We start from the raw sequence: 24583 nt of genomic DNA on the forward strand, positions 1-24583 counted from the left end.
CCGCTACCCGGCGGCGCCGCGCTGCCGCAGTGCCGACCCCGACCGCCCCTTCACGACCTCCAGTTGGGCGTGGACGCGGCGGCGCAGGTCGGCGACATGGCTGACGATGCCGACGCTGCGGTCGCGTTCGCGCAGCGAGTCGAGGACGTCGAGCACCTCGTCGAGGGTCTGCTCGTCGAGGCTGCCGAAGCCCTCGTCGATGAAGAGGGTGTCGAGGCTGACCCCGCCCGTCTCGTCGGTGACGACGTCCGCGAGGCCGAGGGCGAGGGCCAGCGAGGCGAAGAAGGTCTCGCCGCCCGAGAGGGTCGCCGTGTCCCGCTCGCGTCCGGTCCACGCGTCGACCACGTGCAGCCCGAGTCCGCTGCGCCCGCGCCCCGACCTGTCGTCGGAGTGGACGAGGGTGTAGCGGCCCGAGGACATGCGCTGGAGCCGTACGGTCGCGGCGGCGGCCACCTGTTCGAGGCGGGCGGCCAGGACATACGACTCCAGGCGCATCCGGCGTTCGTTCTGTGCCGAGGTGCCCGCGGTGAGGGTGGCGAGCCGGGCGACCCGGTCGTACTCCTCGCGCAGCGGCGCGAGTCGGCGGACGCCGGTGGCGGAGTGGGCGGAGAGCCGGTCGAGTTCAGCGCGCCGGCGGTCGGCCGCGTCGCGGGCGGAGGCGGCGTCACGGACCCGGGCGGCGGCGGCCGCCGCGCTCCGTTCGGCGCCCGCGAGGTCGGCGGCGGGCCGGGCGGCGGCCTCGGCGGTCTCGGTCTCGGCGAGCACCGCGCGCACGGTGGCCTCCTCCGACTGCCAGGCGTCCAGGCGCCGTTGCAGCTCGCGGTGGGCGGCGGCGTCCAGGAGGGCGTCCGCCGCGGCCTGCGGGGTGTCGAAGCCGGCCCGGAAGGCGGCGTCGGCGAGCCGGGCGTCGGCGTCCTTGAGGCGCTGGGCGGTGTCCTCTGCGGCGCGTGCGGTGTCGGCGGCGTCGGTGAGCAGCGCGACCTGCCGCTCCAGTTGCCCGGCCCGGGTGGCGACGCTGTCGGCCGTCCCGCGTGCCTGGGTCAACTCCGCTTCCAGTGCGGTGCGTTCACGGTCGAGGGGTTCGCGGGCCGCGACCCGGGAGGCGGCGCCGACGGCGGCCTTCTGCTGGGCGGTGACCCGCCGCTCGCGCTCCTGTTCGGCGACGCCGAGGCGTTCGGTGGCGGGGTGGAGTTGGGCGGCGGCGCTCCTGGCCTCGGCGTACCGCTCCTCCAACTCCTGCGCTTCCCGCACCAGTTGGTCGGTGGGCGTGTCGCCCGCCTCACCCTCGGCGGTGGCCAGCGCGCGCTGCACCTCGCCGAGCCGCCGTTCGGCGCCCGCCCGCCGCTCGTCGGCCGACTGGTAGGCGGCCAGGGCGTGTTCCTCGCTCTCGCGGTCCACGTGCCCGGCGTCCTTGCGGGCCGGCGCCGGGTGTTCGGTCGCTCCGCACACCGAGCAGGGTGCACCGTCGGCCAGTTGGGCGGCCAGCTCGGCGGCGATGCCGTTCAGCCGTCGTTCCTTGACGTCGAGCCAGGCGGCGCGGGCCGTGAGGGCGTCGTCGGTGGCGGCGCGGACCGACTCGCCCTCCTCGCGGGCCTCTCGGGTGAGCCGGTCGCGTTGCCTGGCCGCCGCGAGCCTGGTCCGCGCGGGTTCGCGCTGGACGGCGAGCTGTTCGGCCCGGGTGGCCGCCTGCTGCGCCGACTCGACGGCGGCCCGTAGCGCGGCCCGGCGCTCGTCCCAGCCGGACAGCCAGGCGTCGGCGTCCTGGAGCGCGTCCTCGTCGGCCCGTTCCTGGCGGTCCAACCGGTCGCGTTCGACGGCGAGTTCGGCGAGGCGCTGTTCGGCGCGGCGGGCGGATTCGAGGCCGCCGAGCTCCTCGGCCGCGCGGCGGGCGGCACCGGCGAGCCCGCTCGCTCCGGCGTCCGCGAAGCGTGCCGGGAGCTGGGCTCGCGCCTGGGCCTCGGCTCGGCCGGCCCTGCGGTGCTCGGTGTCGGCGGAGTCCCGCAGCTCCAGTGCGGGTGCCACCGCCTCGGCCTTGCGGGCCCGTTCCATGCGGGTCTGCGCGTCGCGGTAGGCGGGTGAGCGTTCCTCCAGCAGCGCGGCCCGCTCCCGTGCCTGGGCGAACCGCCGCTGCAACCGGTCGAGTTCGCGGGCGTCGGCGAGCGCGCGGTCGGCGGCGGCCTGCGCGGACTCGGCGGCCGTAAGACGCGAGGAGGCGATGGCCAGCTGTTCGCGGGCGGTGCTGCGGGCGAGCGCGGCGGCGGTCAACACGGCTTCGGCGAGGCCCGGTTCGCCCGGCTTCAGGTCGGGCAGCTCCATGGCGTCGCCCGCGGCCTGCTGCATGCGGTGCGCGTCGGCGAGCAACGCCTCGTCGCCCTCGCGGACCTGTGCCTCGGTGGAGCGCCGCCGGTCGGCGAGGCGCTTCTCCACGTCGGCGAAGCGCTGGGTGTCGAAGAGGCGGCCGAGCAGTCGGCCGCGTGCCTCGGCGTCGGCGCGCAGGAAGCGGGCGAAGTCGCCCTGGGGCAACAGGACGACCTGGCAGAACTGTTCGCGGCTCATGCCGAGGAGTTGGGTGATCTCCTCGCCGATCTCCTGGTGGGAGCGGCTGAGGTCCTTCCAGGTGCCGGTGGCCGGGTCGTGCTCGCGCAGCCAGCTCTGGGCCTTCTCCAGGGTGGTGCCGGTGCCGCGTTTCTTGGGGCGTGCCCAGGGCGGCTGCCTGGTGACCTCCAACCGGCGTCCGGCGACGGTCAGTTCGAGGGTGACGCCGGTGCGGGTGGCGGGGGCGGCGTGGTCGCTGCGGAGGTTCTGGCCCTGGCCGCTCTGCCGGGCGCCGGGGACGGAGCCGTAGAGGGCGTAGCAGACGGCGTCGAGGACGGAGGTCTTGCCCGCGCCGGTCGGGCCGTGCAGCAGGAAGAGGCCGGCGGCCGACAGGTCGTCGAAGTCGACGGTCTGGGCGGCGCCGAACGGGCCGAACGCGGTGAGGTCGAGCCGGTGCAGTCTCACCGCGCGACCTCCCGTACCGTCTCGTCGACCCGGACGGCGTCGAACGCGTCCCGCAGGACGCCCTGTTCGCTGGTGTCGGGTCCGGCGCCGCGCACATGGGCGACGAAGTCCTCGGCGATCTGCTGGTCGCTGCGGCCCGCGAGCCGCTTGGCGTAGGAGACCTCGGGGTCGTCGGGGGCGCGTTCGGGGTCGAAGGCGAGGCTGAGGGTGTGCGGGAACCGTTCGAGGAGCCGGGCCATGGGGTCGGCAGGGCGGACGGCGTCGGTGAGGGTGGCCTCGACCCACGCGTCCTCGTGCCGGGTCAGCTCGGGGTCGGCGAGCAGTTCCTCCAGGGTGCCGCGGAGGCGGGCCAGCGCGCGCGGCACCGGGCAGTCGACGCGTTCGGCGGTGACGGAGCCGTCGGCACCGAGGTCGACGAGCCACATCGTCTTGCGGTGGGCCGTCTCGGAGAAGGAGTACGGGAGCGGGGAGCCCGAGTAGCGGATCCGGTCGGTGAGGGTCTGGCAGCCGTGCAGATGGCCGAGGGCCACGTAGTCGACGCCGTCGAAGACCCCGGCGGGCACCGCGGCGACCCCGCCGACGGTGATGTCCCGTTCGCTGTCGCTGGGCTCGCCGCCGGTGACGAAGGCGTGCGCGAGGACGACGGAGCGGGTGCCGGCGGGGCGGGTGGCGAGGTCGGCGCGGACCCGTTCCATGGCCGCGGCGAGCACCGTCTCGTGTCCGGCCTTCGCCACCCCGAACTCGCCTTTGACCAGGGCCGGTTCGAGGTAGGGCAGGCCGTAGAGGGCGACGTCGCCGAAGGTGTCGGCGAGCACCACGGGGGTGCCGCACGCCGACGGCTCGGTGCGCAGGTGGATGCCGGCCCGGCCGATGAGTCCGGCGCCGACGCCGAGCCGGCGGGCGGAGTCGTGGTTCCCGGAGATCATCACGGTGGGGACGCCGAGGCCGGCGAGCCGGTGCAGGGCGTCGTCGAAGAGTTCGACGGCGGCGAGGGGCGGCACCGCGCGGTCGTAGACGTCTCCCGCGACGACCACGGCGTCGACGGCGTGCTCCCGCACGGTGGTGACGAGGTGCGTGACGAATGCGGCCTGGGCGCCGAGCATGTCCACCCGGTGGAAGGAGCGGCCGAGATGCCAGTCGGAGGTGTGCAGGAGTCTCATGAAACCGACCTGACCTGCATGTCTACCTCTACCGCACCTTTGTTCCAGAACACACCGACCTGGGCCGCGCCATGGGCGCACCCGTCACGCTAACGCATGCCGCCCTCTGATCCACCCCACACCTCACAACCCCCTGGGGTCGGCGGTGGTCCGGCCGCGCCTGCCGGTGGGTCAGCTCCGGCCACCGGACGGGCCGCGTCCGCACCGGACACGACATGCCCGCGCGGCTCGGACATCCCCGCAGCGCGTAGCCGCCCGTTCAGCTCAGGCGCCCCCGCACCGCTCAGGCGCCCGCACCGCTCAGGCGCCCGTACCGCTCAGGCGTCCCCGTACGCCTCCCCGCCCGGCTCGAAGCGTGCCGTGCCCGCCGTCGCGTCGGCGAGCCAGGCGCGGAAGGCAGGCACCTCGGCGTCCGGGAGGCCGATGTCGATGGTGACCTGTTCGCCGTAGTGGACGTCGAGGACGGCGCGTCCCGAGGTGCGCAGGTCGTTCTGGACGCGGCCCGCGCGCTGGTGGTCGACGGTGACCGTGGCCAGCCGGAAGCGGCGTCTGGTGCGGGTGCCGAGCGAGTCGAGCGCCTCGCCGACCGCTCCGCCGTAGGCCCTGATGAGGCCGCCCGCGCCGAGTTTGACGCCGCCGTAGTAGCGGGTGACGACGGCGACGACGTACCGCATGTCGCGGCGCAGCAGCATCTGGAGCATCGGGACGCCCGCGGTGCCGCCGGGTTCGCCGTCGTCGCCGGCGCGCTGCACGGAGGCGTCGGCGCCGATCACGTACGCCCAGCAGTGGTGGCTGGCGTCGGGGTGCTCCTTGCGGACGGCGGCCAGGAAGTCCTGCGCCTCCTGCTCGGTGGCGGCGGGGGCGAGCGCGCACAGGAAGCGTGAGCGGTTGACCTCGGTCTCGTGGACGCCCGGGTGGGCGACGGTGCGGTACTCGTCCTGCATCGGGCCAGCCTAAGCGGAGCGGGTGCGCGGGCCGCGCCCCCGGGTAGAGGGGACCATGTCGGGGACGCCCGCCCCCGTCGACGGTCCGTACCGAGCGCAGGGAGGCCGGCCCATGACGGCGACCGAGGCCGGGAGCACGTCCGGTGCGGCGCACCCCGCGCCCATGAGATCCCGGCTGCGGTCGTGGCTGCTGGAGGGGTTGAGCGAGCAGTCGGCCAGGCACCCGGGGCCGCACGCGGCGCCGTCCGTCGAGCACCGGGGCCACCGGTGGTGGCGGGTGATGTGCCTGACCGGCGTCGACTACTTCTCGACCCTCGGCTACCAGCCGGGCATCGCGGCCCTCGCCGCCGGGCTGCTCTCGCCGCTCGCGACGCTGGTACTGATCGCGCTGACGCTGCTGGGCGCGCTGCCGGTATACCGGCGGGTGGCGCGGGAGAGCCCGCACGGCGAGGGTTCGATCGCGATGCTGGAGCGGCTGCTGTCCTGGTGGGCGGGGAAGATCTTCGTCCTGGTGCTGCTGGGGTTCGCCGCCACCGACTTCATGATCACGATCACCCTGTCGGCCGCCGACGCCGCCGCGCACGTGGTGGAGAACCCGTTCGCCCCGCACTGGGCGACGGGCGCGGGCATGGCGATCACGCTGCTGCTCGTGGGACTGCTCGGCGGGGTGTTCCTGAAGGGCTTCCGGGAGGCCGTCGGGATCGCGGTGGTGCTGGTGTCGACGTATCTCGCCCTCAACGTGGTGGTGCTCGCCGTCTCCGGGTGGGAGGTGCTCAGCCGTCCGGTGGTCATCGGGAACTGGGCGGACGCGCTGACCGCCGCGCACTCCTCACCGCTCGCGATGGTCGGCGTGGCGCTCCTGGTCTTCCCGAAGCTGGCTCTCGGGATGTCCGGGTTCGAGACGGGCGTGGCGGTGATGCCGCAGGTCAAGGGCGATCCGACGGACACCTGGGAGAAGCCGGCCGGGCGGGTGAGGGACACCAGGAAACTGCTCACCACGGCCGCGCTGACGATGAGCTGCTTCCTGCTCCTGTCCAGTCTGGCCACGACGATCCTGATCCCGCAGCGCGACTTCGCGGCGGGCGGCCCGGCCAACGGCCGCGCCCTGGCCTACCTCGCGCACGAGCGGCTCGGCCCGGTGTTCGGCACGGTCTACGACGTCTCGACGATCGCGATCCTGTGGTTCGCGGGCGCGTCCGCGCTGGCCGGGCTGCTGAACCTGGTGCCGCGCTATCTGCCGCGCTACGGGATGGCGCCCGAGTGGACGCGGGCGGTGCGGCCGCTGGTGCTGGTCTTCATGGTGGCGGCGGTCCTCATCACGGTCTGGTTCGACGCGAGCGTGGACGCGCAGAGCGGCGCGTACGCGACCGGTGTGCTGGTCCTGATGCTGTCGGCGTCGTTCGCGTCCGCGGTCGCCGTGCACCGGCGCGGCCGGCGCCCGGCCACCGTCGGCTTCGGCGCCATCACGGCGGTGTTCGCGTACACCCTGGTCACCAACGTCAGGGAGCGCCCGGACGGCATCAAGATCGCGCTGATCTTCATCGTGGCGATCCTGGTGACGTCGTTCGTCTCCCGGGTGCACCGGGCGTTCGAACTGCGCGCCGCCGAGGTCACGTTCGACGAGACGGCGGCCCGGCTGGTCGACGAGGCGGCGCGGCTCGGCCCGCTGCGCCTGATCGCCAACGAGCCCCAGGAGCACAGCAGGCGCGAGTACCGGGCCAAGGAGGACGACCAGCGCACCCACACCCCCATCCCGGACGACGGACACCCGCTGTTCCTCGAAGTGTTCGTGCGCGACTCCTCCGACTTCACCTCGGACATCACCGTGCGCGGCGACCACCGGCACGGGGTGCGCAGGCTGCGGGTGTCGGGGCCGACGGTGCCCAACACGATCGCGGCGGTGCTGCTTGCGCTGCGCGACCGGACGGGCGAGGTCCCGCACGCCTACTTCAGCTGGACCGAGGGCAACCCGTTCGGCCACCTGGTGCGCTTCCTGGTCTTCGGCGACGGCGAGGTCGCCCCGGTGACCCGTGAGGTGCTGCGCCGCGCGGAGCGGGAACCGGAGCGCAGGCCGCACGTGCATGTGGGGTAGGCCCGGTGCGGGTCAGGGCTTGCGGCCGCGCGGGACGAGGAGGCTGGTCAGCAGGGCGGTGCCGGGCAGCAGGGCCCGCCAGTCGGGGCCGCGCCAGGCGAGGACGGCGATGGCGGAGGTCGGGAACTTCGTCCGCACCTGGTCGAGGGCGCCGTCGTCGAGGCTGTCACCCGCGAGGGTGAGGACGAGGTCTTCGAGGCCGGGGTTGTGGCCGACCAGGAGCAGGGTCTCCACCCCGGTGGACACCTCGTGGACGACGTCGAGCAGTTCGGGCGCTTCGGCGGCGTAGAGGCGCCGGTCGAGGCGGACCGGCGGCGGGGTGCCCCACTGCGCGGAGGCCAGTTCCCAGGTGTGGCGGGCGCGCGCGGCGGTGGAGCAGAGGGCGAGGCCGGGCAGGCAGTCGCCGTCGGCGAGGGCGTGTCCCGCGGCGGGTGCGTCGCGCAGCCCGCGCGGGGCGAGCGGCCGGTCGTGGTCGGGGACGCCCGGGGGCCAGGCCGACTTGGCGTGCCGCAGCACCACGAGACGGCGCAGGGCGCCCGCCCGCTCGATCACGCGCCCGCTCCCACGCCGAGGGTGAGGTCGAGGCCGAGCAGCCGGTCGGCGTAGGCGTACGTCTCGAAGCGCGCGCCGTCCGCGAGTCCTTCGGAGGTCTCCACGGCGGCGAGCACCCGCAGCACCTCGGGTACGTCGAGGTCGTTCTCCCAGGCGTTCCGCAGCCGCACCCGCACCTCCTCGGGTACCGGTCTCGAAGGGTGCGCGGCCCAGCCGGCGACGGCGCGCCGCCAGCGCAGGAGGGTGTCGTGGGCCGCGCCGAGCACGGCCGCGTCGAGCCGGAGGGGGGTGGCGCGCGGCGGGGAGAGCAGGGCGAGGCGGACGGCGGCGGGGTCGACGGCGGGGTCGCGGGCCAGGTCGGGGAAGGGGAGGCGGTCGGTGCTGACGGGGGCGACGGCGACGCGTACCCCGTCGGGGGTGGCGCCGCCCTGGGCGACCACGTGCAGGACCTGCGCCTCGCCGAGTCCGAGGCCGATGTCGCGGCTGTCCTCGAAGGGGCGCATGCCGAGCGCGGCGGCGGCGGACCGCAGCGCCGGGAGCCCGCGGTCGGCGGGCTGTCCCGGGGCCTCGGTCAGCAGGCTCCAGACCGGCGTACCGCCGAGTTCGAGGGTTCTGACGACGAGGTCGGCGACCAGCAGCACCCGCAGAGCTCCTGGTCCCCGGTCCGCCACATGGGCCTCGACCCTGGTCAGTCCCCTGCGGGCCGGGGCGGCGTCGACGGTCTCGCCGTCTCGGGCGTCGATGATGCGCAGCACGAGGCGAGCGTAGGCGGAGGAGGGACCGGACGCGGACGCGCGGCACGGATTTCCGGTCAGAGAACGGGTCGCGGACCCCGGTGTCCGGGCCCACGGCCGGGAATCCACGCGGGTTCTTCGCCGTTGTGGATCTCGACGGCACATTCATCCGGTTCAGGGAGGCCCACGGTGTACGGAGACGACGCGGCGGTGCGTGACATTCTCACCGGACTCGGTGACACCTGGGCGGTGGTGGGCCTGTCGGCCAACCCGGACCGGGCCGCGTTCGGTGTCGCGCGGGTGCTCCAGCGGTACGGCAAGCGGATCGTGCCGGTGCACCCCAAGGCGGAGACGGTGCACGGCGAGCGCGGGTACCGGAGCCTCGCGGAGATCCCGTTCGACGTGGACGTGGTGGACGTGTTCGTGAACAGCGCGCTGGCCGGGGCGGTCGCCGACGAGGCGGTGGCGAAGGGCGCGAAGGCGGTCTGGTTCCAGCTCGGGGTCGTCGACGCCCCGGCGTTCGAGCGGACCCGTGCGGCGGGCCTCGCGATGGTCATGGACCGCTGCCCCGCGATCGAGATCCCGCGTCTCGGCTGACGCCGATACGGCGATTCGGCCGTCCGGGAAAACAGCGAAATAGGCGGGTCCACGGCACGGCACAGGACGGGACACGGGTAAGGCGACCCGGGTCCCGTCTTATTTTCTTACCTAAAGCGGCACTCGGATGGTCCACGGTTTTTCGACGGCCGGAAAAGGCCGGGCGGAGCCGCAGGTCAGCGGCGCGTACAGAACAGTCGACGCGCTGTCCAGAGTCATCCCCCGTTCGGGTCAAGCTTTGGCCCGGGGTCTTCTGCCGTACCGGAATTGAAAACTATTCTGCAACCTCTCAGACACGGAAAGCGCGCATTCAATTCATGAGAGGCCGTTGAGAAAATGGTAAGTGTCGGCCATGCCTCCACAAGAAACAACAGAAGTCCGAACGCGCTGAGGCGGGACGTCGGCCTCATCGGGCTCATGTGGGCCTCCGTCGGGTCGATCATCGGCTCCGGATGGCTGTACGGAGCCGAGAAGGCCGTGGTGGCCGCAGGACCCGCGGCGATCATCTCCTGGGTGATCGGCGCCGTCGCGATCGTCCTGCTCGCCCTGGTCCACGCCGAGTTGGGCGGCCTCTTCCCGGTCGCGGGCGGCACCGCACGCTACCCGCACTACGCCTTCGGCGGCCTGGCCGGCATGTCCTTCGGCTGGTTCTCCTGGCTCCAGGCAGCGACGGTCGCCCCCATCGAGGTCGAGGCGATGATCGGCTACGCGGGCCACTGGGACTGGGCCACGGGGTTCCAGCACACCGACGGCACCCTGACCGGCTCGGGCCTGCTCGCGGCGATCGTCCTGATGGCCGTCTTCGTCGCGGTGAACTTCCTCGGCGTCCGGGTCCTCGCCCACACCAACAGCGCCGCCACCTGGTGGAAGATCGCCATCCCGCTGGCCGCGATCTTCATCATCGCCGCCGGCAACTTCCACCCCGCCAACTTCACCTCCGAGAGCTTCGCCCCGTTCGGCGCCAAGGGCATCCTCAGCGCCATCAGCGGCAGCGGCATCATCTTCGCGCTGCTCGGCTTCGAGCAGGCGATCCAGCTCGCGGGCGAGAGCCGCAACCCCAAGCGCGACCTGCCCCGCGCCACGCTCGGCTCGGTCGCCATCGGCGCCGTCATCTACCTGCTGCTCCAGGTCGTCTTCATCGCCGCCCTGCCGCACAGCACCTTCGCGCACGGCTGGGCCAAGCTCGACTTCCCCGGCATCAGCGGCCCCTGGGCGGGCCTCGCCACCCTGGTCGGTCTCGGCTGGCTCAGCGTCGTGCTGTACCTCGACGCGGTGATCTCCCCCGGCGGCACGGGACTCATCTACACCACCGCCACCTCCCGCGTCTCCTACGGCCTCGCCAAGAACGGCTACGCGCCGAAGGTCCTCACGCACACCGACGCCCGCGGGGTGCCGTGGTTCGGCCTGATCGTCACGTTCGTGACCGGCGTGGTCTGCTTCCTGCCCTTCCCGAGCTGGCAGGAGCTGGTCGGCTTCATCACCTCGGCGAGCGTCCTGATGTACGCGGGCGCCCCACTCGCCTACGGCGTCTTCGCGCGGCGCCTGCCGCACCTGGAACGGCCCTACCGGCTGCCCGCGGGCGGGGTGATCTCCCCGCTGTCGTTCGTGATCGCCGACCTCATCATCTACTGGGCCGGCTGGGAGACCCTGTGGCGGCTGGGCGTGGCGATCGTGCTCGGCTACGCGCTGCTCGGCGGCTACGCCTGGTACGCCATCAAGACCGGCAAGCCGGACGCGCCCCGCATGGACTTCAGGGCCGCCCAGTGGCTGCCGGTCTATCTGCTGGGCATGGGCCTGATCTCCTGGCAGGGCGGCTTCGGCGGCGCCGGGCACATCCCCCTGTGGTGGGACATGGCGATCATCGCGGTGTTCTCCGTCGGCGTCTACTACTGGGCGCGGGCCACCGCGTCCCGCACCGAGGAGATCGAGCGGAGCATCGAGGAGGTCGTGGTGACCGACGCGCCCGCGCACTGACAGCGGCCGGGGCCCCTGCCCGGACGGCGGTACCCGCGCCCCGGCAGGGGCCCCGGGCGCCCTCGCGAACGACTCCCGGTCCAGCTCAGCGCCTCCGCGCCGGCCCCTCGGCCGCCGCTCCCCTGCCCCGCGGCGGCCGTCCGGGCACGGACATAATGATCGGGTGACGCTCAACTCCCCCCACCACAGCGCCCCGTCCGGCTCGCCCGCCGTGCCCCGCTTCCCGGTCGTCGTCATCGGCGCGGGACCGGCGGGCCTCGCCCTCGGCAACGTCCTGCGGGCCGCCTCGATCGACTGCCTGGTCCTGGAGACGGAGTCCCGCGCCTTCATCGAAGGGCGCCCCAGGGCCGGCGTCATCGAGGAGTGGGCGGTGCGCGGCCTGGAGGAACGCGGCCTCGCCGAGAGCCTGTTGGCGCGGGCCGAGCGGCACACCGCGTGCGAGTTCCGGCTCGGCGGACGGCGCCACCGGCTCCCCTACCAGGAGTTGACGGGCCGTCACCACTACGTCTATCCACAGCCGTTGCTGGTCACGGACCTGGTGCGGGAGTACGCCGACGTGCGTGGCGGCGCGATCAGGTTCGAGGTGCGCGACGTCCGGCTGCACGGCCTCGACACCGCCGGGCCCGCGGTGTCGTACACCGTCGAGGACGGCGAACGGCACCTGGTGCGGGCCGACTTCGTGGCCGGCTGCGACGGCGCCCGCGGGGTGACCAGGACGGTGCTGCCCGACTGGGCCAGGATCTCCCGGCACGACTACGGCGTCGGCTGGCTCGCGCTGCTCGCCGAGGCACCGCCGTCCGCGGACTGCGTCCTGTTCGGCGTCCACCCGCGCGGCTTCGCCGGGCACATGCCGCGCAGCCCCGACGTGACCCGCTACTACCTGCAGTGCCCACCCGGCGACGACCCGGAGAACTGGCCGCAGGACAGGGTCTGGGCGGAGTTGCAGGAACGGCTCGCGGTGGACGACCGGCCCCCGCTCACCGAGGGGCGGCTGATCGAGAAGCGGGTCCTCGATCTGCACAACCACGTGGTGGAGCCGATGTCGTTCGGCCGCCTCTTCCTCGCCGGGGACGCCGCGCATCTGACCGCGCCCATCGCCGCCAAGGGCATGAACCTCGCCCTGCACGACGCGTTCCTGCTCGCCGACGCGCTCATCGCCTACCTGGCGGACGGCGACACCGCCGGTCTCGACGGCTACTCGGACGCCTGTCTGCGCCGCGTCTGGGACTACCAGGAGTTCTCGCAGTGGCTCTCCGACGTGTACCACGGCGCGTCCTCGGGCGACCCGTACCGCGCGGGCACCACCCGCGCCAGGCTGCGCCGCCTGTTCGACTCGCCCAGGGCGGCCGGGGCCTTCGCCGAGCAGTACCTCGGCGAGAGCTCCCCCGTCTGACCCGGCGCCGCGGCTCAGGCCACGCCGAGCCCCTCCAGCACGACGGCGCCCGGGAGTTCGGCGAACGCGGCGCCCGGCACCAGCAGCTTGCCGCGCCTGCGCCCGCTGCCCACCAGGACGTACGGCAGCTCGACGACGGCCGGGTCGACCAACACCGGCCAGTCGGCGGGCAGTCCGATCGGGGTGATGCCGCCGTACTCCATGCCGGTCTCCCCTGTCGCCGTGTCCATCGACGCGAACGACGCCTTCCGGGCGCCGAGTTGGCGGCGGACCACGCCGTTGACGTCGACCCGGGTGGTGGACAGCACGACACATGCGGCGAGCGAGGTCCCGCCGCCGCGCTTGCCGGCCACGACCACGCAGTTCGCGGACTGTTCGAGCAGCTCACGCCCGTAGTGCTCGACGAAGACGGCGGTGTCGGCCCACTCCGGGTCGGTGTCGACGTACACGATCCGCTCGGCGGGCACCGCGCCGTTCCAGCGGCGTACGGCGTCGGCGACCGGCGCGGTCAGCTCGTCGAGGCGGTCGGGGGCGGGGGCGAGGGCGGCGTCGTCGAAGTGGCCGATGGGTGCGTGCATGGCCGCACGCTAACAGCAGCGCCGGCCGGCGGGTCGGGGCGGTTCACTGGACGGGCGGGACGGAGACGGCCATCACCATCGTCAGCGGCTCGTCGCCGGTGTTGCCGTACACGTGCGGGCTGTCCGCCTCGAAGGTCACGCTCGCGCCGGTCGGGACGCGGTGCTCGACGCCGTCCACGGTCAGGGTCAGCTCACCGGACGTGACGTGCGCGATCTCGACCGTGCCCGCCGGGTGCGGGTCGGCGGGGCTGCTGTCGCCCGGCACCAGGTGCCAGTCCCACATCTCCAGCGGGCCGGGCGCCTCGGTGCCGGCCAGCAGCCGGTTGTGGCTGCCCGCGGGGGTGTGCCAGAGCCGTACCGCCTGCTCGGCGGGGACGATCCTGACCCGGGGGCCCTGCTCGTAGTCGAGCAGGGTGGTGATGCTGATGCCGAGGGCGTCGCCGATCTTGACGACCGTGCCGAGGCTGGGGTTGGTGCGGGCCTGCTCGATCTGGATGAGCATGCCGCGGCTGACCCCGGCGCGGGCGGCGAGCACGTCCAGGGTGAAGCCGCGGTCGTTGCGCCAGCGTTTGACGTTGCGCGCCAGGGACTGGGTCAGCAGGTCGAGGTCCGACACATTCCGTCCAACTCGTCACGCCCTCGTGGGGCACTGTCCTCGACGACAGAGTCCACTCGACTGCACTACGGTCCGGTGCACCCCGTCGTCCACCGAACTGTACTGCGAGGCGTCTCGTCGCGGTGTGCCCCGCGGCGGCGACGGGCCGACGGCGGCCGTCAGGTGTCAGGACCGAGGTCGGCCTCGGCCGGCCTGGACACCGTCTCCTCGTCCAACTCCGAGAGCCGCAACAGCTGTTCGGGGGTGACCCCGGCCGGGATCGGAATCGGGGCCGGGGTGCGCAGCGGCGGCTGCCACCCCTCGTCCTGGGTCCAGCGGCGGACCACCCGGGCCGGGGCGCCCGCCACCACCGCGTGGTCGGGGACCGTGCCGCGGACCACCGCGCCCGCCGCCACCACGACGTTCCGCCCGATCCTGGCGCCGGGCAGGATCACCGCGCCGGTGCCGACCCAGCAGCCTGGCCCGACCTCCACCGGCTCCATCCGGGGCCACTGCTTGCCGATGGGCTGGTGGGGATCGTCGTAGGAGTGGTTCGTGGAGGTGAGGTAGACGTAGGGGCCGAAGTAGCAGTCGCTGCCGATGGTGACCGTGGTGTCCGCGATGACATGGCTGCCCCGGCCGAGGACGACACCGTCGCCGATGCGCAGGATCGGGTCGGGGCCGAGGTCGAGGTCGGGCATCAGGCCCGCGGTGAGGGTGACCTGTTCGCCGACGACGCAGTGCGCGCCGATCTTGATCCATGGTTCACCGAAGACCGTGCCGAGCGGGAAGGCGAGCCGGGTGCCGGTGCCGAGGGCACCGAACCGGAAGCGGCCGGGGTGCGCGGCGGTCACCGAACCCGTGCGCTGCACCCAGGACCAGCCCGCGTGCACGGCACGCTGCGCGAGCCCCCGGGACCAGGACGAGAACGCGTTCGTGGGCTTCGGCACCCGCTCACCGTACTCAGCGGGGGCCTGGCGCACCGGCCGATGGCCCTGTGATCTTCACCCCACCGGGTGGCGTACGGTGCCGGAAGGATTCACCACCGGCGGAGGCGAGGAGAGGCCATGGCGCACAAGGCGTTGATCACGGGGTTCGGCGGCCGGGAGCCGCGGCTCGACGCGGAGGCGTTCGTGGCGCCGACCGCGTCGGTGATCGGGGACGTGACGCTGCGGGCCGGGGCCAGCGTCTGGTACGGCGCGGTCGTGCGCGGTGACGTCGAGGCGATCTCGGTGGGCGCGCGCAGCAACATCCAGGACAACTGCACGCTCCACGCCGACCCGGGGTTCCCGGTGCGCATCGGGGAGCGGGTGTCGGTGGGGCACAACGCCGTGGTGCACGGGGCGACCGTCGGGGACGACTGCCTGATCGGAATGGGCGCGACGGTCCTCAACGGCGCGGTGATCGGGGCGGGCTCGCTGGTCGCCGCGCAGGCGCTGGTGCCGCAGGGCATGGAGGTGCCGCCGGGTTCCCTGGTGGCGGGGGTCCCGGCGAAGGTCAGGCGGGAGCTGACCGAGGAGGAGAAGCAGGGCGTGACCCTGAACGGCACCCTCTACGCGGACCTCGCGAAGGCGCACCGCGAGGCGCACGAGGAGGGCTGAACGGGGAACTCGAACCCCGGGTCCGCCGTAGCCCTGCCCTGCCCTTTACGACGCCGGGCCCGCAACCCGGCGGGGCGCCGGGCCGGTCGGTGGGGAGGGACGGGCACGCTCGGGACGGGGATGGGCGGACGTCGGCCCGCGACAGGGCCAGGTCTCACTCGGCGGGGAGGCGCGGACGTCAGCTTGCGGCAGAGCGGGGAGAGGCAGGTCTCACTCGGCGGGGACGGTCGTCGTCCCCGCCGCCTCGCGCTCCGCCGCCTCTCGCTCCGCCGTGGCCTTCTGCGCGCGGCGCCGCACGAGCAGCATCGAGCCGAGCCCGAACAGCACGGCCGCCGCGAGACCGAAGTAGGAGAACCGCTTCAGCCAGTCCTCGGCGACGATGCCGACGTAGTAGACGACGGCGGTGGTGCCGCCCGCCCAGACGATCCCGCCGAGCACGTTGGCGATCAGGAACTTCCAGTACGGCATGTGCAGCACACCCGCGAGCGGACCGGCGAAGATGCGCAGCAGGGCGACGAAGCGGCCGAAGAAGACGGCCCACATGCCCCACTTCTCGAAGGACCGCTCGGCGGTGGCGATGTGCCCCTCGCCGAAGTGCTTCGGGAACTTCCTGCCGAGCCAGGCCAGCAGCGGGCGTCCGCCCTTGCGGCCGATGGCGTAGCCGATGGAGTCGCCGACGACCGCGCCGAGGCTGGCGCAGGCGCCGAGGATCAGGGGGTTGATCTCGGAGTGCTGCGAGGACAGCAGGGCGGCCGAGACCAGCACGATCTCGCCCGGCAGCGGGATGCCCAGGCTCTCCAGACCGATGACCAGCCCCACCAAGGCGTAGACGGCCACCGCGGGCACGCTGTCGAGCCACTCCTGGACGTGCAAAGCCGGTTCCTCCCGATATTTTCGCGATGCGCGACGCGCTATGAGCGATGCGCGATCCTCGCGACCCTGTTCCCGGCGCGCGGCGGACGCGCGCACGCCGGAAGCCTACCGGGTCCGGATGACGGCGCGGCGGCCCGTCAGGACGGAACGGTCACGCTGGTCCGCAGCCGCAGATCCCCCGAGGACGCCCCCACCCACACGGTCCTGCGGCCGGTGCCGAGCACCCGGCCGTGCCGTGAGGGGTCCCAGGAGGAGAGGGTGCGGGCGGCCACCCGCACGGTGACGCGGCGCCGCTCGCCAGGGCGCAGCGAGAGCCGCCGGTAGCCGCCCAACACCCTCACCGCCTGGTCGAGTTGGAGATGCGGCGAGGGTCCGACGTACACCTGCGGGACGGCGATCCCGGCGCGCGCCCCGCTGTTGCGCACGGTGAAGGTGACGTCGATCCCGTCGGGGGCGGGGCGCGCGGCGAGGTCCTGGTAGGCGAAGGACGTGTAGGAGAGTCCGTGCCCGAAGGGGAACAGCGGCCGGACGCCGCGGGCGTCGTACCAGCGGTGGCCGAGGTGGATGCCCTCGCTGTACTCCTCGACGCCGTCGGCGCCCGGGTAGCGGCGGGCGTCGCCCGCGACGGGGTGGTGGTCGTCGTCGACCGGGAAGGTCTGGGTGAGCCGCCCGCCGGGGTCGCAGTCGCCGTACAGGACGGCCGCGGTGGCCGCCGCGCCCTCCTGCCCGGGGTAGTACATCTGGAGGACGGCGCCGGTCCGATCGAGCCAGGGCATCGCGGTGGACGACGAGGTGTTGAGGACGACGGTGGTGCGCGGGTTGGCCGCGGTGACCTCGGCGATGAGGCGCTCCTGGTTGCCCGGCAGCGCGACGCTCGCCCGGTCGCGGCCCTCGGTGGCCTCCTCGTGGGCGAAGAGGACGACGTCGTCGGCGGCGCGGGCGGCGGCGACGGCCTCGGCGACGTCGTCGGCCCGGGTGGCGGCGGTGATGCGGCGCAGCCGGAACAGCTGTCCGGCGGAGCCGCCGTGCGCGGTGATCCGCAGGGTGTGGGTGCCGCGGGTGAGGTGCGGGGCGGCGCGCCGCACCTGCAGTCCGTCGGGCGCGGCGGTGGTCAGGCCGCCGACGAAGTACTCGTCCCAGCCGGGGGCGAGCGGGAAGAGTTCCGTGCCGTCGAGGAGGACGGCGGGGCGGGCCTTGGGGTCGCCGTCGTAGTGGAGGACGAAGGTCCACGTCCCGGTGGCGGGGACGGTGAGCCGGCCGTCGTAGGTCCAGGTCTGGCCAGGGGCCACCCGCTGTTCCTCGGTGGCGAAGGCGCGGCTGAGGGCCGAGGCGGGCAGCGGTTTGCCGAAGAGGTCCTCGCCGAGGGCGTAGGTGACCCGTGCGGCGCGCGCGGTGAGGACGTCGACGGGGCTGTCCGCGTGGTCGGGGACGACATGGGCGCTGCCGCCGCCGCTCACGTACGGCACGGCGCCGGTGGGTCCGATGACGGCGAGGCTCCGGCCGGGGGCGAGCGGCAGGGTGCCGTGGGCGTTGCGCAGCAGGGTGGCGCCCGCCTTGGCGACTTCGAGGGCGACGGCTGCGCCGGCCTTCGGGTCCCTGGCCGGGCGGGGCGGGGCGCTGCCGTCGAGGAGGCCGAAGCGGTCCATGACGGTGAGGACGCGGCGGACGGCCCGGTCGACGTACCGTTCGCCGACCTCGCCCGCGCGGACGGCCCGTTTCAGCGGGGCGCCGAAGTAGGTGCCGTCGGGCATCTCCAGGTCGAGTCCCGCGGTGAGCGACGCGACCGTGCTGTGCGCGGCGGACCAGTCGGTCATGACGAGGCCCTCGAAGCCCCACCGGTCGCGCAGGACGCCGGTGAGCAGTGCCTCGTTCTCGCAGGCGAAGGTGGCGTCCACCTTGTTGTAGGCGCCCATGACCGCGCCGACGCCCGCCTCCACGGCCGCCTCGAAGCCGCGCAACTCGCATTCGTGCAGGGTCTGTTCGTCGACCCGCACGTCGACGGAACCCCGGTCCCTCTCCTGGTTGTTGAGGGCGTAGTGCTTGACGGTGGCGATCAGGCCCTCGTCCTGGATGCCGGCGATCTCGGCGGCGACCAGGTCGGAGGCGAGCAGCGGATCCTCGCCGAAGGTCTCGAAGTTGCGGCCCGCGTAGGGGGTGCGGATGAGGTTGACCATCGGGGAGAGCAGCACGTCCTGGCCGAGGGCGCGGCCCTCGCGGCCGATGACCCCGCCGTAGCGGCGGGCCAGTTCGGGGTCGAACGCGGAGGCCAGCAGGACGGGTGCGGGCAGCGCGGTGGCGTGCCGGGTGACCCGGACGCCCGCCGGACCGTCGGCGAGCCGCAGCGGCGGGATGCCGAGCCGCCGCACCCCGGGGACGTAGCCCGCCTGACCGAGCGGCGCGGGGTCGGTGGCGCCGTGCAGGAGCGAGATCTTCTCGTCGAGGGTGAGCCGGCTCAGGAGGTCCTCGACCCGGGGCGCGGCGCCGGCCCGGGATCCGACCCGGGCGTACGCGGGGGGCGTGGGCCCGCCGGTGGCCGCCGCCGCGACGGCGATGGCGCCGCCCATCAGACGCAGGGCGGATCGCCGGGAGGGGACCGTTTCGGTCATGAGCCGTCACTCCTTCGATGTGCGGGCACGACGAGCGACGGGCACGTCGCGCACAACGAGCACGCCGAGCACGACGGGCGGTCCGCGACGGCACACGGCGTCCCGATGCGCGGGCGGTGTCTGACCGCACTATGCGACAGAAAGGACATGACGCCCTGTTTGGACACACCTCGTCGACCACGGCGGGGCAGCGGCAGCGGCGAGGGCGACCCCTACCCGGCCGGGGGGAGCGGGCCCGGGGGGGGCGGCCCGGGGGGGCGGCCCGGGGGGGCGGCCCCGGGGGGGGCGACCCGGGGGGGCGGCCCCGGGGGGGGCGACCCGATGGGGGCGCGATCCGGCGGAGGGGAGCGTCTCGGCGGAGGAACGGTTCGGCGAAGGGCGCGGCCCGGTGGGGGGGGCGGCCCGGCGGGGGCGGCCCGGCGGGGGCGGCCCGGCGGGGGCGGCCCGGCGGGGGGGCGGCCCGGCGAAGGGCGCGGGCCGGCGGGGGGGGGCGGCCCGGCGAAGGGCGCGGGCCGGCGGGGGGGGGCGGCCCGGCGAAGGGCGCGGCCCGGTGGAGAAACGGTTCGGCGAGGGGACGTCCCCGGTTCAGCGCCGCGCGGTGCCGGTGCGCTGGGAGCCGCTGGCTGTCCTCGTGAGGGCGGCCGGTGCTGTCGTCGTGACGGCGGTCGAAGCCTCCTCCGCATCGGGGGCGGTCGCCGCGACGACGGCCGCGCGCATCGCCGTCACCGCGTCCACGGAGTCGCCGACCAGGTCGAAGGGCCCGGCAGGCAGGCGTCTGGCCCCCTCGACGGCGCCAGGTACGGCCGCGCCACCCTCGCTCATCCGCACGAGCCGTCCCGCGTACCGCTCCTCGCCCGCCGTCCCGCGCTGTGACGGGACGGCCCTGGGCGACCGGGCATCGGAGGGCGCCCGCTCCGCCTCCGCGTGCCCTCTGTCCTCCCGGCCCCTCTTCCCTTCCGGCCCCTTATCCCTCTTATCCCTCGTCCCCTTATCTCTGGGCCCCTTCTTTGGGGACCCCTTCTCCGTGGGCCCGTTCCTGGGACCCTCGTTGCCCGGTGTCCGTCCGGTATCTCCCGTGCCACTCGCGCCGCCCGTGCCTGCCGTGGCGCCCGCTCCTCCCGGGTGCCCCGTGCCTGCCGTGGCGCCCGCGCCTGCCGTGGCGCCCGCGCCTTCCGTGCCTCCCGGGTCCCCTGGGTCCTCTGAGCCCCCCGTGTTCCGGTGCCCGGCCTCCAGCACCCATCGCTGCCCGGCAGAGCCGTCCCGCCGTGCGATGACGACGGTCGCGTCCTTGCCCGACGCGACGAGCCGTCCCGCGCCCGCACGGGGCAGCAACTCGCCGCGCACGGTGAGGTCGTAGCGGGATTCGGCCGGGTGGACGGCGCAGTCGGCGACCGTCACCGTGCCCCGGCCGGGGTCGGAGACCAGGCAGCTCGTGAGGTCGGCCGCGTTGCGCAGCAGCCCGTCGTCCAGGTACGACCAGCGTTGCGACGCGGCCGACGAGCACCTCGCGAGCACCGCCCGCCCGGCGACGGCGTCCAGGCAGAGCCCGGCGGCCGGGTTGCGGAGTCTGCCCCGGCCGACCTCAGCCGGTGGCCGGTCGGCGGAGGCCGCCGAGGGCGAGCCGTCCGGCGAGGGAGGCGCCGACGTGACCGAACCTCCGCTGGACGCACCCCAGTTGGGGTGCGGGTCGCGGACACCGTTGTCGTCGCCCCAGCTCCTGGTGACGAGGACGGTGGCGAGCAGCGTGAGCGAGACCGCGGCGACGCCCACCGCGAGCGCCTTGCGGCTCGGGCGCGGGGCGACGGGCCGGTGGCGTCCGCCGCGCGGGCGGCGGGGCGGCCCCGGCGGGGTGCCGCCACGCCCCGGGCGGGACGCGAGGTAGCGGTGGGCGCCCCAGCCGAGCACGGTCTCCGCGAGCAGCACGTCGAGCCCGCCGTCGAGATGGCTGAACTGTTCGGCGGCGTGCCGGCAGTAGCGGCACTCCCCCAGGTGCCGCTGGACGTCGGAGAGCAGGGCGCCGCCCCGGCCGACCGGGGTGGCCAGGAGGCGGTTGTGGAAACGGCATTCGGGGGTCGGCGCGAGTTCCCGGTGGGCGCGGAGGATGGCGGTCCTGAATTGCGCGCGGGCCTGTTCCAGTTCGAAGGCCGCGGTCACCTCGTCGACGGCCAGCAAGACGGCCGGTACGGATATGGGTTCGGCTTCGACTTCGATGTGCCAGAGCAGGCACTGGGCGGCCTCGGGAAGTCCCTGGAAAGCGCGTTCGGCGAGCCGTCGCCTTTCGGAGGTGGCCCTGCGCGCGATCCGCAGTCCCCGCCCTCCGGTCGGTTTGCGGAGTTCGGGCAGCGCCCCGGAAATACTGTCGTCAGCGGCCCACTGTTTCACCATGTCCCGCACGGTGGAGAGGAGTTGAGGCCGAAAAGCGCCCTCGCCCGGACGGTCGAGGACCCGGTGGAACGCGGCGGCGGCGACCATGGACGCGGACGCCTCGGTGGACGCCATGCAGATGACCGCGTACTCCTGGGCCGCCCGCCAGTGCCTGGCCAGCAGCAACGCACCCGCCCGCGCCGCCACGGCACTTCCGGGGCCCGGACCCCGCCACGCGACGAGTTGGCGGTCGGACTCCCCGAAGGGCGGTCCCGGGCACGGCGGACAGGGCGGGCGCGGAGGGTGGGGCGGGTGCACGGGACCAATTCCTTCCCAGGCGCTGACAGCCGGGCGAATACGCGCGTCCGTCGGAAATGCGGGTGCCTGCTTGGTGCGTACCTTTGCCGGGTCGATCACGAAGCGCTAAGGGTCGCTCACTTTCGCACGGTGGACTCACAGGAAACAAGAAGGGGGTGTCATTGGGTTTTCAAGGAGCGGGCAGGACCGTCGAGTTACCGACGGTGTCCGCGCCCGCATTCGACATAGGGCCGCCCGGACCCACCCCGACCGACACACCCGCCGACACCCAAGGACACCCACCGACACCCACCGACACCCAAGGACACCTGACACTCGCCGACACCTGACACCCGCCGCCCCCACCGCCGGCGGGCCGAACACACAGCGGGCTCCGACGTTTCTCCCGGGCGGCTCTCATACCCGTGTCCCAGCATGGCCGCATGACCATCCCCCACGCCGCCACGAGCACGCGCACCGTCCGCAAGGCCGTCGTCCCCGCCGCCGGGCTCGGCACCCGGTTCCTGCCCGCGACCAAGGCCACCCCCAAGGAGATGCTGCCGGTCGTCGACAAGCCGGCCATCCAGTACGTCGTCGAGGAGGCGGCCGCGGCGGGACTCGACGACGTCCTCATGGTCACCGGCCGGCACAAGCGGGCCATCGAGGACCACTTCGACCACGCCTTCGAGCTGGAGCAGGCGCTCGCCGCCAAGGGCGACGCGGTCCGTCTCGACGCGGTGCGCGACCCGGCGCGGCTGGCCAACATCCACCACATCAGGCAGGGCGAACCCCTCGGCCTCGGGCACGCCGTGCTGTGCGCCCGCAGGCACGTCGGCGACCAGCCCTTCGCGGTGCTGCTCGGCGACGACCTGATCGACCCGCGCGAGTCCCTGCTGCGGCGGATGCTCGACGTCCGCGACCGGCACGCGGGAAGCGTCGTCGCGCTCATGGAGGTCCCTCGGGAGCAGGTCCACCTCTACGGCTGCGCCGCCGTGGAGCCGACCGGCGAGGACGGCGTGGTGCGGGTCACAGGACTGGTGGAGAAGCCTGACCCGCGGGACGCGCCCAGCGCCTACGCGGTGATCGGCCGCTATGTTCTCGACCCGGCCGTCTTCGGCACCCTGGAGCGCACCCCACCCGGCCGCGGCGGCGAGATCCAACTCACCGACGCCCTCCAGGAACTGGCGGCGGCGGGCACGGTGCACGGGGTGGTCTTCGCCGGGCTGCGCTACGACACCGGCGACAAGGCCGACTATCTGCGCACAGTTGTCCGCCTCGCCTGCGAACGCGACGATCTGGGGCCCGAGTTCACGGCCTGGCTCAAGGAGTTCGTGGCGGGCCTGGAGAACGGCGGCACCACGACGACGGCCCGCCCGAAGCCGCTCGCGGCCTGACCCACGTCGACACCGGCCGATCCGCCGGCCTGATCCGCAGACCCGATCCACCGAGCCGACCCCCGAGCCGGTCCGCCGGTCCGCCGGGTCGACGCGATCCGCTCGGCCGACGCGGGCCGCACCCCCTCAGCCGGAGCTGTCGGAACTGTCGGAACTGTCGGAACTGCCGGAACTGCCGGAACTGCCGGAACTGCCGGAGCTGTCTGGGCTGTTGGGCCGCAGGGTCCACAGGACGGTCATCTCGCCGGTGACGGCGCCGTCCTCGCGCTGGAAGGAGACGGCCACCGGGAACTCGGGCCGCTTGCCCTCGTCGAGTTCGGCGACCACCTCGGCGGTCGGGCGGCCGAGGGTCGCGGTGGCCAGGACCCGACCGAGCGCGATCTTCTTGTACGCGATCTCCGCGTTGACCGCCAGCGGCACCGCGCGCGCCAACTGGTCCCCGAACGCGGCCAGGACGATCGCGCCGCTCGCCGACTCCCCCAGCGTGAACATGGCGCCCGCGTGCGGACCTCCGATGTGGTTGTGGAAGTCGCTCTGGTCGGGCAGCGCCAGCACGGCCCGCTCCGGAGTGGTCTCCAGGTACTCCAGGTTCAGCGTGCGAACCATCGGCACCGTGGCGGCGAGCAACTCGCCGATGGACATCTGATCTGCGCTCATGACGAGCATGTTACCCACGGGTAGCGACGGCTGGCCAGCGCCCGGTGCCACCCGGATCACGCCGTTTCGCTACGACCCTGACAAGCAGCGGTGACCGAATCGTGTCCCTGACAGCACTAGGGTTGCCCACCATGTGGCCAGGACAGCAGCCGCCCGGGGGCGAGCAGAATCCGCAAGCTCAGAACGGCAACCCGTACCAGCAGCCGGGGTACCAGCAGCCGAATCCGTACCAGCAGCCCGGCTATCAGCAGCCGAACCCGTACGGCGGGCAGCCGGAATGGGGCGCCCCGACGCAGCCGGGCGCACCGGGGCCGTCCGGCAGCGGGGGCGGCGGGGGCGGCAACCGGACGAAGCTGGTCGCCATCGTGGCGGCGGCGGCCGTGGTCGTGGCGGCCGGGGTGACCGGGTTCCTGGTGCTGAACAAGGGCGATGAGGGCGGCAAGGGCGATCGGGCGAAGGGCGGGGCGGACGACAAGCCGAGCCGGTCGGCGTCCGCGTCGGCCACCGCGAGCGCCTCGGACGGGGACGAGAACCCGCGTGGCGGCGCGGCGGAGAAGCCGACCGTGGCCGGCTGGAAGGTCGTGGTGAACCCCCGCTGGGGCACCGTCTTCGACGTGCCCGCGGACTGGGAGATCTCCCAGTCGGGCACCAGCGACAGCGTGTCGGACCGCTCCAAGGCCGACAGCAAGCCGCTCATCGTGATGTCCGCGCCCGCCTACTACAAGCCCACGTGGTGCACGTCCGACGACGACAAGGACGGCCGCACCACCGACGTCGCGCTTGCCGCCGTCGGCACCAAGGGGGCGGACGGCGCCAAGGACACCGACGAGGTCGCCGTCAACCAGGTGCCGTGGTGGGTGTACGGCGCGTACACCCAGCCGGACAAGAAGAGCATCACCTTCGACAAGAAGGCCAAGGAGTACACGACCGCGGCCGGCATCGAGGGCAAGTACGCCTGGGCACGCTCCAAGGACAGCCCGCAGAAGGGCACGTCGAAGTGCGCGAGCGACGGCAAGGCGATCACGTTCGGCTTCAAGAACTCCAAGTCCGAGTTCGTGGCCTGGTGCCTGTACGGCGCGACCGGCGTCGACGGTGAACTCCCGGACGCCACCATCATGAAGATCATGAGCACCGTCCGGCTCTCCAGCCAGGCCCCGACCGGCTGACGGCGC

The 24583-nt window shown here is 73.8% G+C and carries 18 protein-coding genes and 1 pseudogene; 7 read left to right on the top strand and 12 right to left on the bottom strand.

From position 1 onward, the window contains the following. Positions 1–3: 3 nt before the first annotated feature. From DDJ31_RS05835 to DDJ31_RS05845, 3 genes are all read right to left on the bottom strand, one after another. A complete protein-coding gene (locus DDJ31_RS05835; RefSeq protein WP_127181359.1) occupies positions 4–3000 on the bottom strand; it encodes an AAA family ATPase in 2997 nt (998 codons plus the stop codon). Then, positions 2997–4160 (bottom strand): exonuclease SbcCD subunit D, encoded by a 1164-nt coding sequence (locus tag DDJ31_RS05840; protein ID WP_127181358.1) that lies wholly within the window; start codon positions 4158–4160, stop codon positions 2997–2999. The genes DDJ31_RS05835 and DDJ31_RS05840 overlap by 4 nt, the downstream gene beginning before the upstream one ends. A gap of 317 nt (positions 4161–4477) precedes the next feature. Beyond that, complete coding sequence (locus DDJ31_RS05845) at positions 4478–5104, bottom strand: YigZ family protein (RefSeq protein WP_127181357.1); 627 nt, start codon at positions 5102–5104, stop codon at positions 4478–4480. A 112-nt stretch (positions 5105–5216) separates the two neighbouring features. On the opposite strand from DDJ31_RS05845, the gene DDJ31_RS05850 reads away from it, so the two are divergent. Continuing rightward, positions 5217–7196, top strand: a complete 1980-nt coding sequence (locus tag DDJ31_RS05850; protein ID WP_431028674.1) for an amino acid transporter — start codon at positions 5217–5219, stop codon at positions 7194–7196. 12 nt (positions 7197–7208) lie between these two features. Here the strand turns inward: DDJ31_RS05850 and DDJ31_RS05855 are convergent, their stop codons facing one another. Both DDJ31_RS05855 and DDJ31_RS05860 read right to left on the bottom strand, forming a co-directional pair. Further along, entirely contained in the window at positions 7209–7748 is a 540-nt protein-coding gene (locus tag DDJ31_RS05855; RefSeq protein WP_127181356.1) for a SixA phosphatase family protein, read from the bottom strand. Then, positions 7745–8503 (bottom strand): hypothetical protein, encoded by a 759-nt coding sequence (locus DDJ31_RS05860; RefSeq protein WP_171480775.1) that lies wholly within the window; start codon positions 8501–8503, stop codon positions 7745–7747. The genes DDJ31_RS05855 and DDJ31_RS05860 overlap by 4 nt, the downstream gene beginning before the upstream one ends. A gap of 168 nt (positions 8504–8671) precedes the next feature. Between DDJ31_RS05860 and DDJ31_RS05865 the strand changes: the two genes are divergently transcribed. From DDJ31_RS05865 to DDJ31_RS05875, 3 genes are all read left to right on the top strand, one after another. Beyond that, entirely contained in the window at positions 8672–9079 is a 408-nt protein-coding gene (locus DDJ31_RS05865; protein WP_127181355.1) for a CoA-binding protein, read from the top strand. A gap of 336 nt (positions 9080–9415) precedes the next feature. After that, positions 9416–11053 (top strand): APC family permease, encoded by a 1638-nt coding sequence (locus DDJ31_RS05870; protein ID WP_276319319.1) that lies wholly within the window; start codon positions 9416–9418, stop codon positions 11051–11053. Between the two features lie 163 nt (positions 11054–11216). Then, positions 11217–12446: a 4-hydroxybenzoate 3-monooxygenase gene (locus DDJ31_RS05875; protein WP_171480776.1), complete on the top strand. Its 1230-nt coding sequence runs from the start codon at positions 11217–11219 to the stop codon at positions 12444–12446. Positions 12447–12460: 14 nt separating this feature from the next. On the opposite strand, the gene DDJ31_RS05880 is transcribed toward DDJ31_RS05875, so the two are convergent. The 3 genes from DDJ31_RS05880 to DDJ31_RS05890 form a co-directional block, all read right to left on the bottom strand. Then, positions 12461–13024, bottom strand: a complete 564-nt coding sequence (locus tag DDJ31_RS05880; protein WP_127181353.1) for a YbaK/EbsC family protein — start codon at positions 13022–13024, stop codon at positions 12461–12463. A gap of 43 nt (positions 13025–13067) precedes the next feature. After that, a complete protein-coding gene (locus tag DDJ31_RS05885; protein WP_127181352.1) occupies positions 13068–13640 on the bottom strand; it encodes a helix-turn-helix domain-containing protein in 573 nt (190 codons plus the stop codon). 158 nt (positions 13641–13798) lie between these two features. Next, positions 13799–14569: an acyltransferase gene (locus DDJ31_RS05890; RefSeq protein ID WP_127181351.1), complete on the bottom strand. Its 771-nt coding sequence runs from the start codon at positions 14567–14569 to the stop codon at positions 13799–13801. Positions 14570–14686: 117 nt separating this feature from the next. Between DDJ31_RS05890 and DDJ31_RS05895 the strand changes: the two genes are divergently transcribed. Further along, complete coding sequence (locus DDJ31_RS05895; RefSeq protein ID WP_127181350.1) at positions 14687–15220, top strand: gamma carbonic anhydrase family protein; 534 nt, start codon at positions 14687–14689, stop codon at positions 15218–15220. Between the two features lie 210 nt (positions 15221–15430). Here DDJ31_RS05895 and DDJ31_RS05900 read toward each other — a convergent pair whose 3' ends face one another. From DDJ31_RS05900 to DDJ31_RS05910, 3 genes are all read right to left on the bottom strand, one after another. Continuing rightward, positions 15431–16093: a DedA family protein gene (locus DDJ31_RS05900; RefSeq protein WP_127181349.1), complete on the bottom strand. Its 663-nt coding sequence runs from the start codon at positions 16091–16093 to the stop codon at positions 15431–15433. A 137-nt stretch (positions 16094–16230) separates the two neighbouring features. Further along, on the bottom strand, positions 16231–18699 hold the full coding sequence (locus tag DDJ31_RS05905) for a beta-glucosidase family protein (protein ID WP_127181348.1): 2469 nt from the start codon (positions 18697–18699) through the stop codon (positions 16231–16233). A 585-nt stretch (positions 18700–19284) separates the two neighbouring features. Next, positions 19285–21270 carry an RICIN domain-containing protein gene (locus DDJ31_RS05910; protein ID WP_240678263.1) on the bottom strand — a complete coding sequence of 662 codons (1986 nt, stop codon included), beginning with the start codon at positions 21268–21270 and terminating at the stop codon, positions 19285–19287. 533 nt (positions 21271–21803) lie between these two features. On the opposite strand from DDJ31_RS05910, the gene galU reads away from it, so the two are divergent. Beyond that, entirely contained in the window at positions 21804–22754 is a 951-nt protein-coding gene (galU, locus tag DDJ31_RS05915; protein ID WP_127181347.1) for a UTP--glucose-1-phosphate uridylyltransferase GalU, read from the top strand. 210 nt (positions 22755–22964) lie between these two features. On the opposite strand, the pseudogene DDJ31_RS05920 reads toward galU, so the two are convergent. After that, positions 22965–23396, bottom strand: a pseudogene (locus DDJ31_RS05920) (DUF4442 domain-containing protein); the annotation flags it as partial. 146 nt (positions 23397–23542) lie between these two features. Here DDJ31_RS05920 and DDJ31_RS05925 point away from each other — a divergent pair. After that, positions 23543–24577: a hypothetical protein gene (locus DDJ31_RS05925; RefSeq protein WP_127181346.1), complete on the top strand. Its 1035-nt coding sequence runs from the start codon at positions 23543–23545 to the stop codon at positions 24575–24577. Positions 24578–24583 lie beyond the last annotated feature (6 nt).

The sequence above is a fragment of the Streptomyces griseoviridis genome, assembly GCF_005222485.1.
Classification (GTDB): domain Bacteria; phylum Actinomycetota; class Actinomycetes; order Streptomycetales; family Streptomycetaceae; genus Streptomyces; species Streptomyces hintoniae.

Coding starts and splice junctions, on each gene's coding strand:
- DDJ31_RS05840 (WP_127181358.1), bottom strand. CDS start 4,160: ATGAGACTCCTGCACACCTCCGACTGGCATCTCGGCCGCTCCTTCCAC.
- DDJ31_RS05845 (WP_127181357.1), bottom strand. CDS start 5,104: ATGCAGGACGAGTACCGCACCGTCGCCCACCCGGGCGTCCACGAGACC.
- DDJ31_RS05850 (WP_431028674.1), top strand. CDS start 5,217: ATGACGGCGACCGAGGCCGGGAGCACGTCCGGTGCGGCGCACCCCGCG.
- DDJ31_RS05870 (WP_276319319.1), top strand. CDS start 9,416: ATGGTAAGTGTCGGCCATGCCTCCACAAGAAACAACAGAAGTCCGAAC.
- DDJ31_RS05880 (WP_127181353.1), bottom strand. CDS start 13,024: ATGCACGCACCCATCGGCCACTTCGACGACGCCGCCCTCGCCCCCGCC.
- DDJ31_RS05895 (WP_127181350.1), top strand. CDS start 14,687: ATGGCGCACAAGGCGTTGATCACGGGGTTCGGCGGCCGGGAGCCGCGG.
- DDJ31_RS05905 (WP_127181348.1), bottom strand. CDS start 18,699: ATGACCGAAACGGTCCCCTCCCGGCGATCCGCCCTGCGTCTGATGGGC.
- galU (WP_127181347.1), top strand. CDS start 21,804: ATGACCATCCCCCACGCCGCCACGAGCACGCGCACCGTCCGCAAGGCC.
- DDJ31_RS05925 (WP_127181346.1), top strand. CDS start 23,543: ATGTGGCCAGGACAGCAGCCGCCCGGGGGCGAGCAGAATCCGCAAGCT.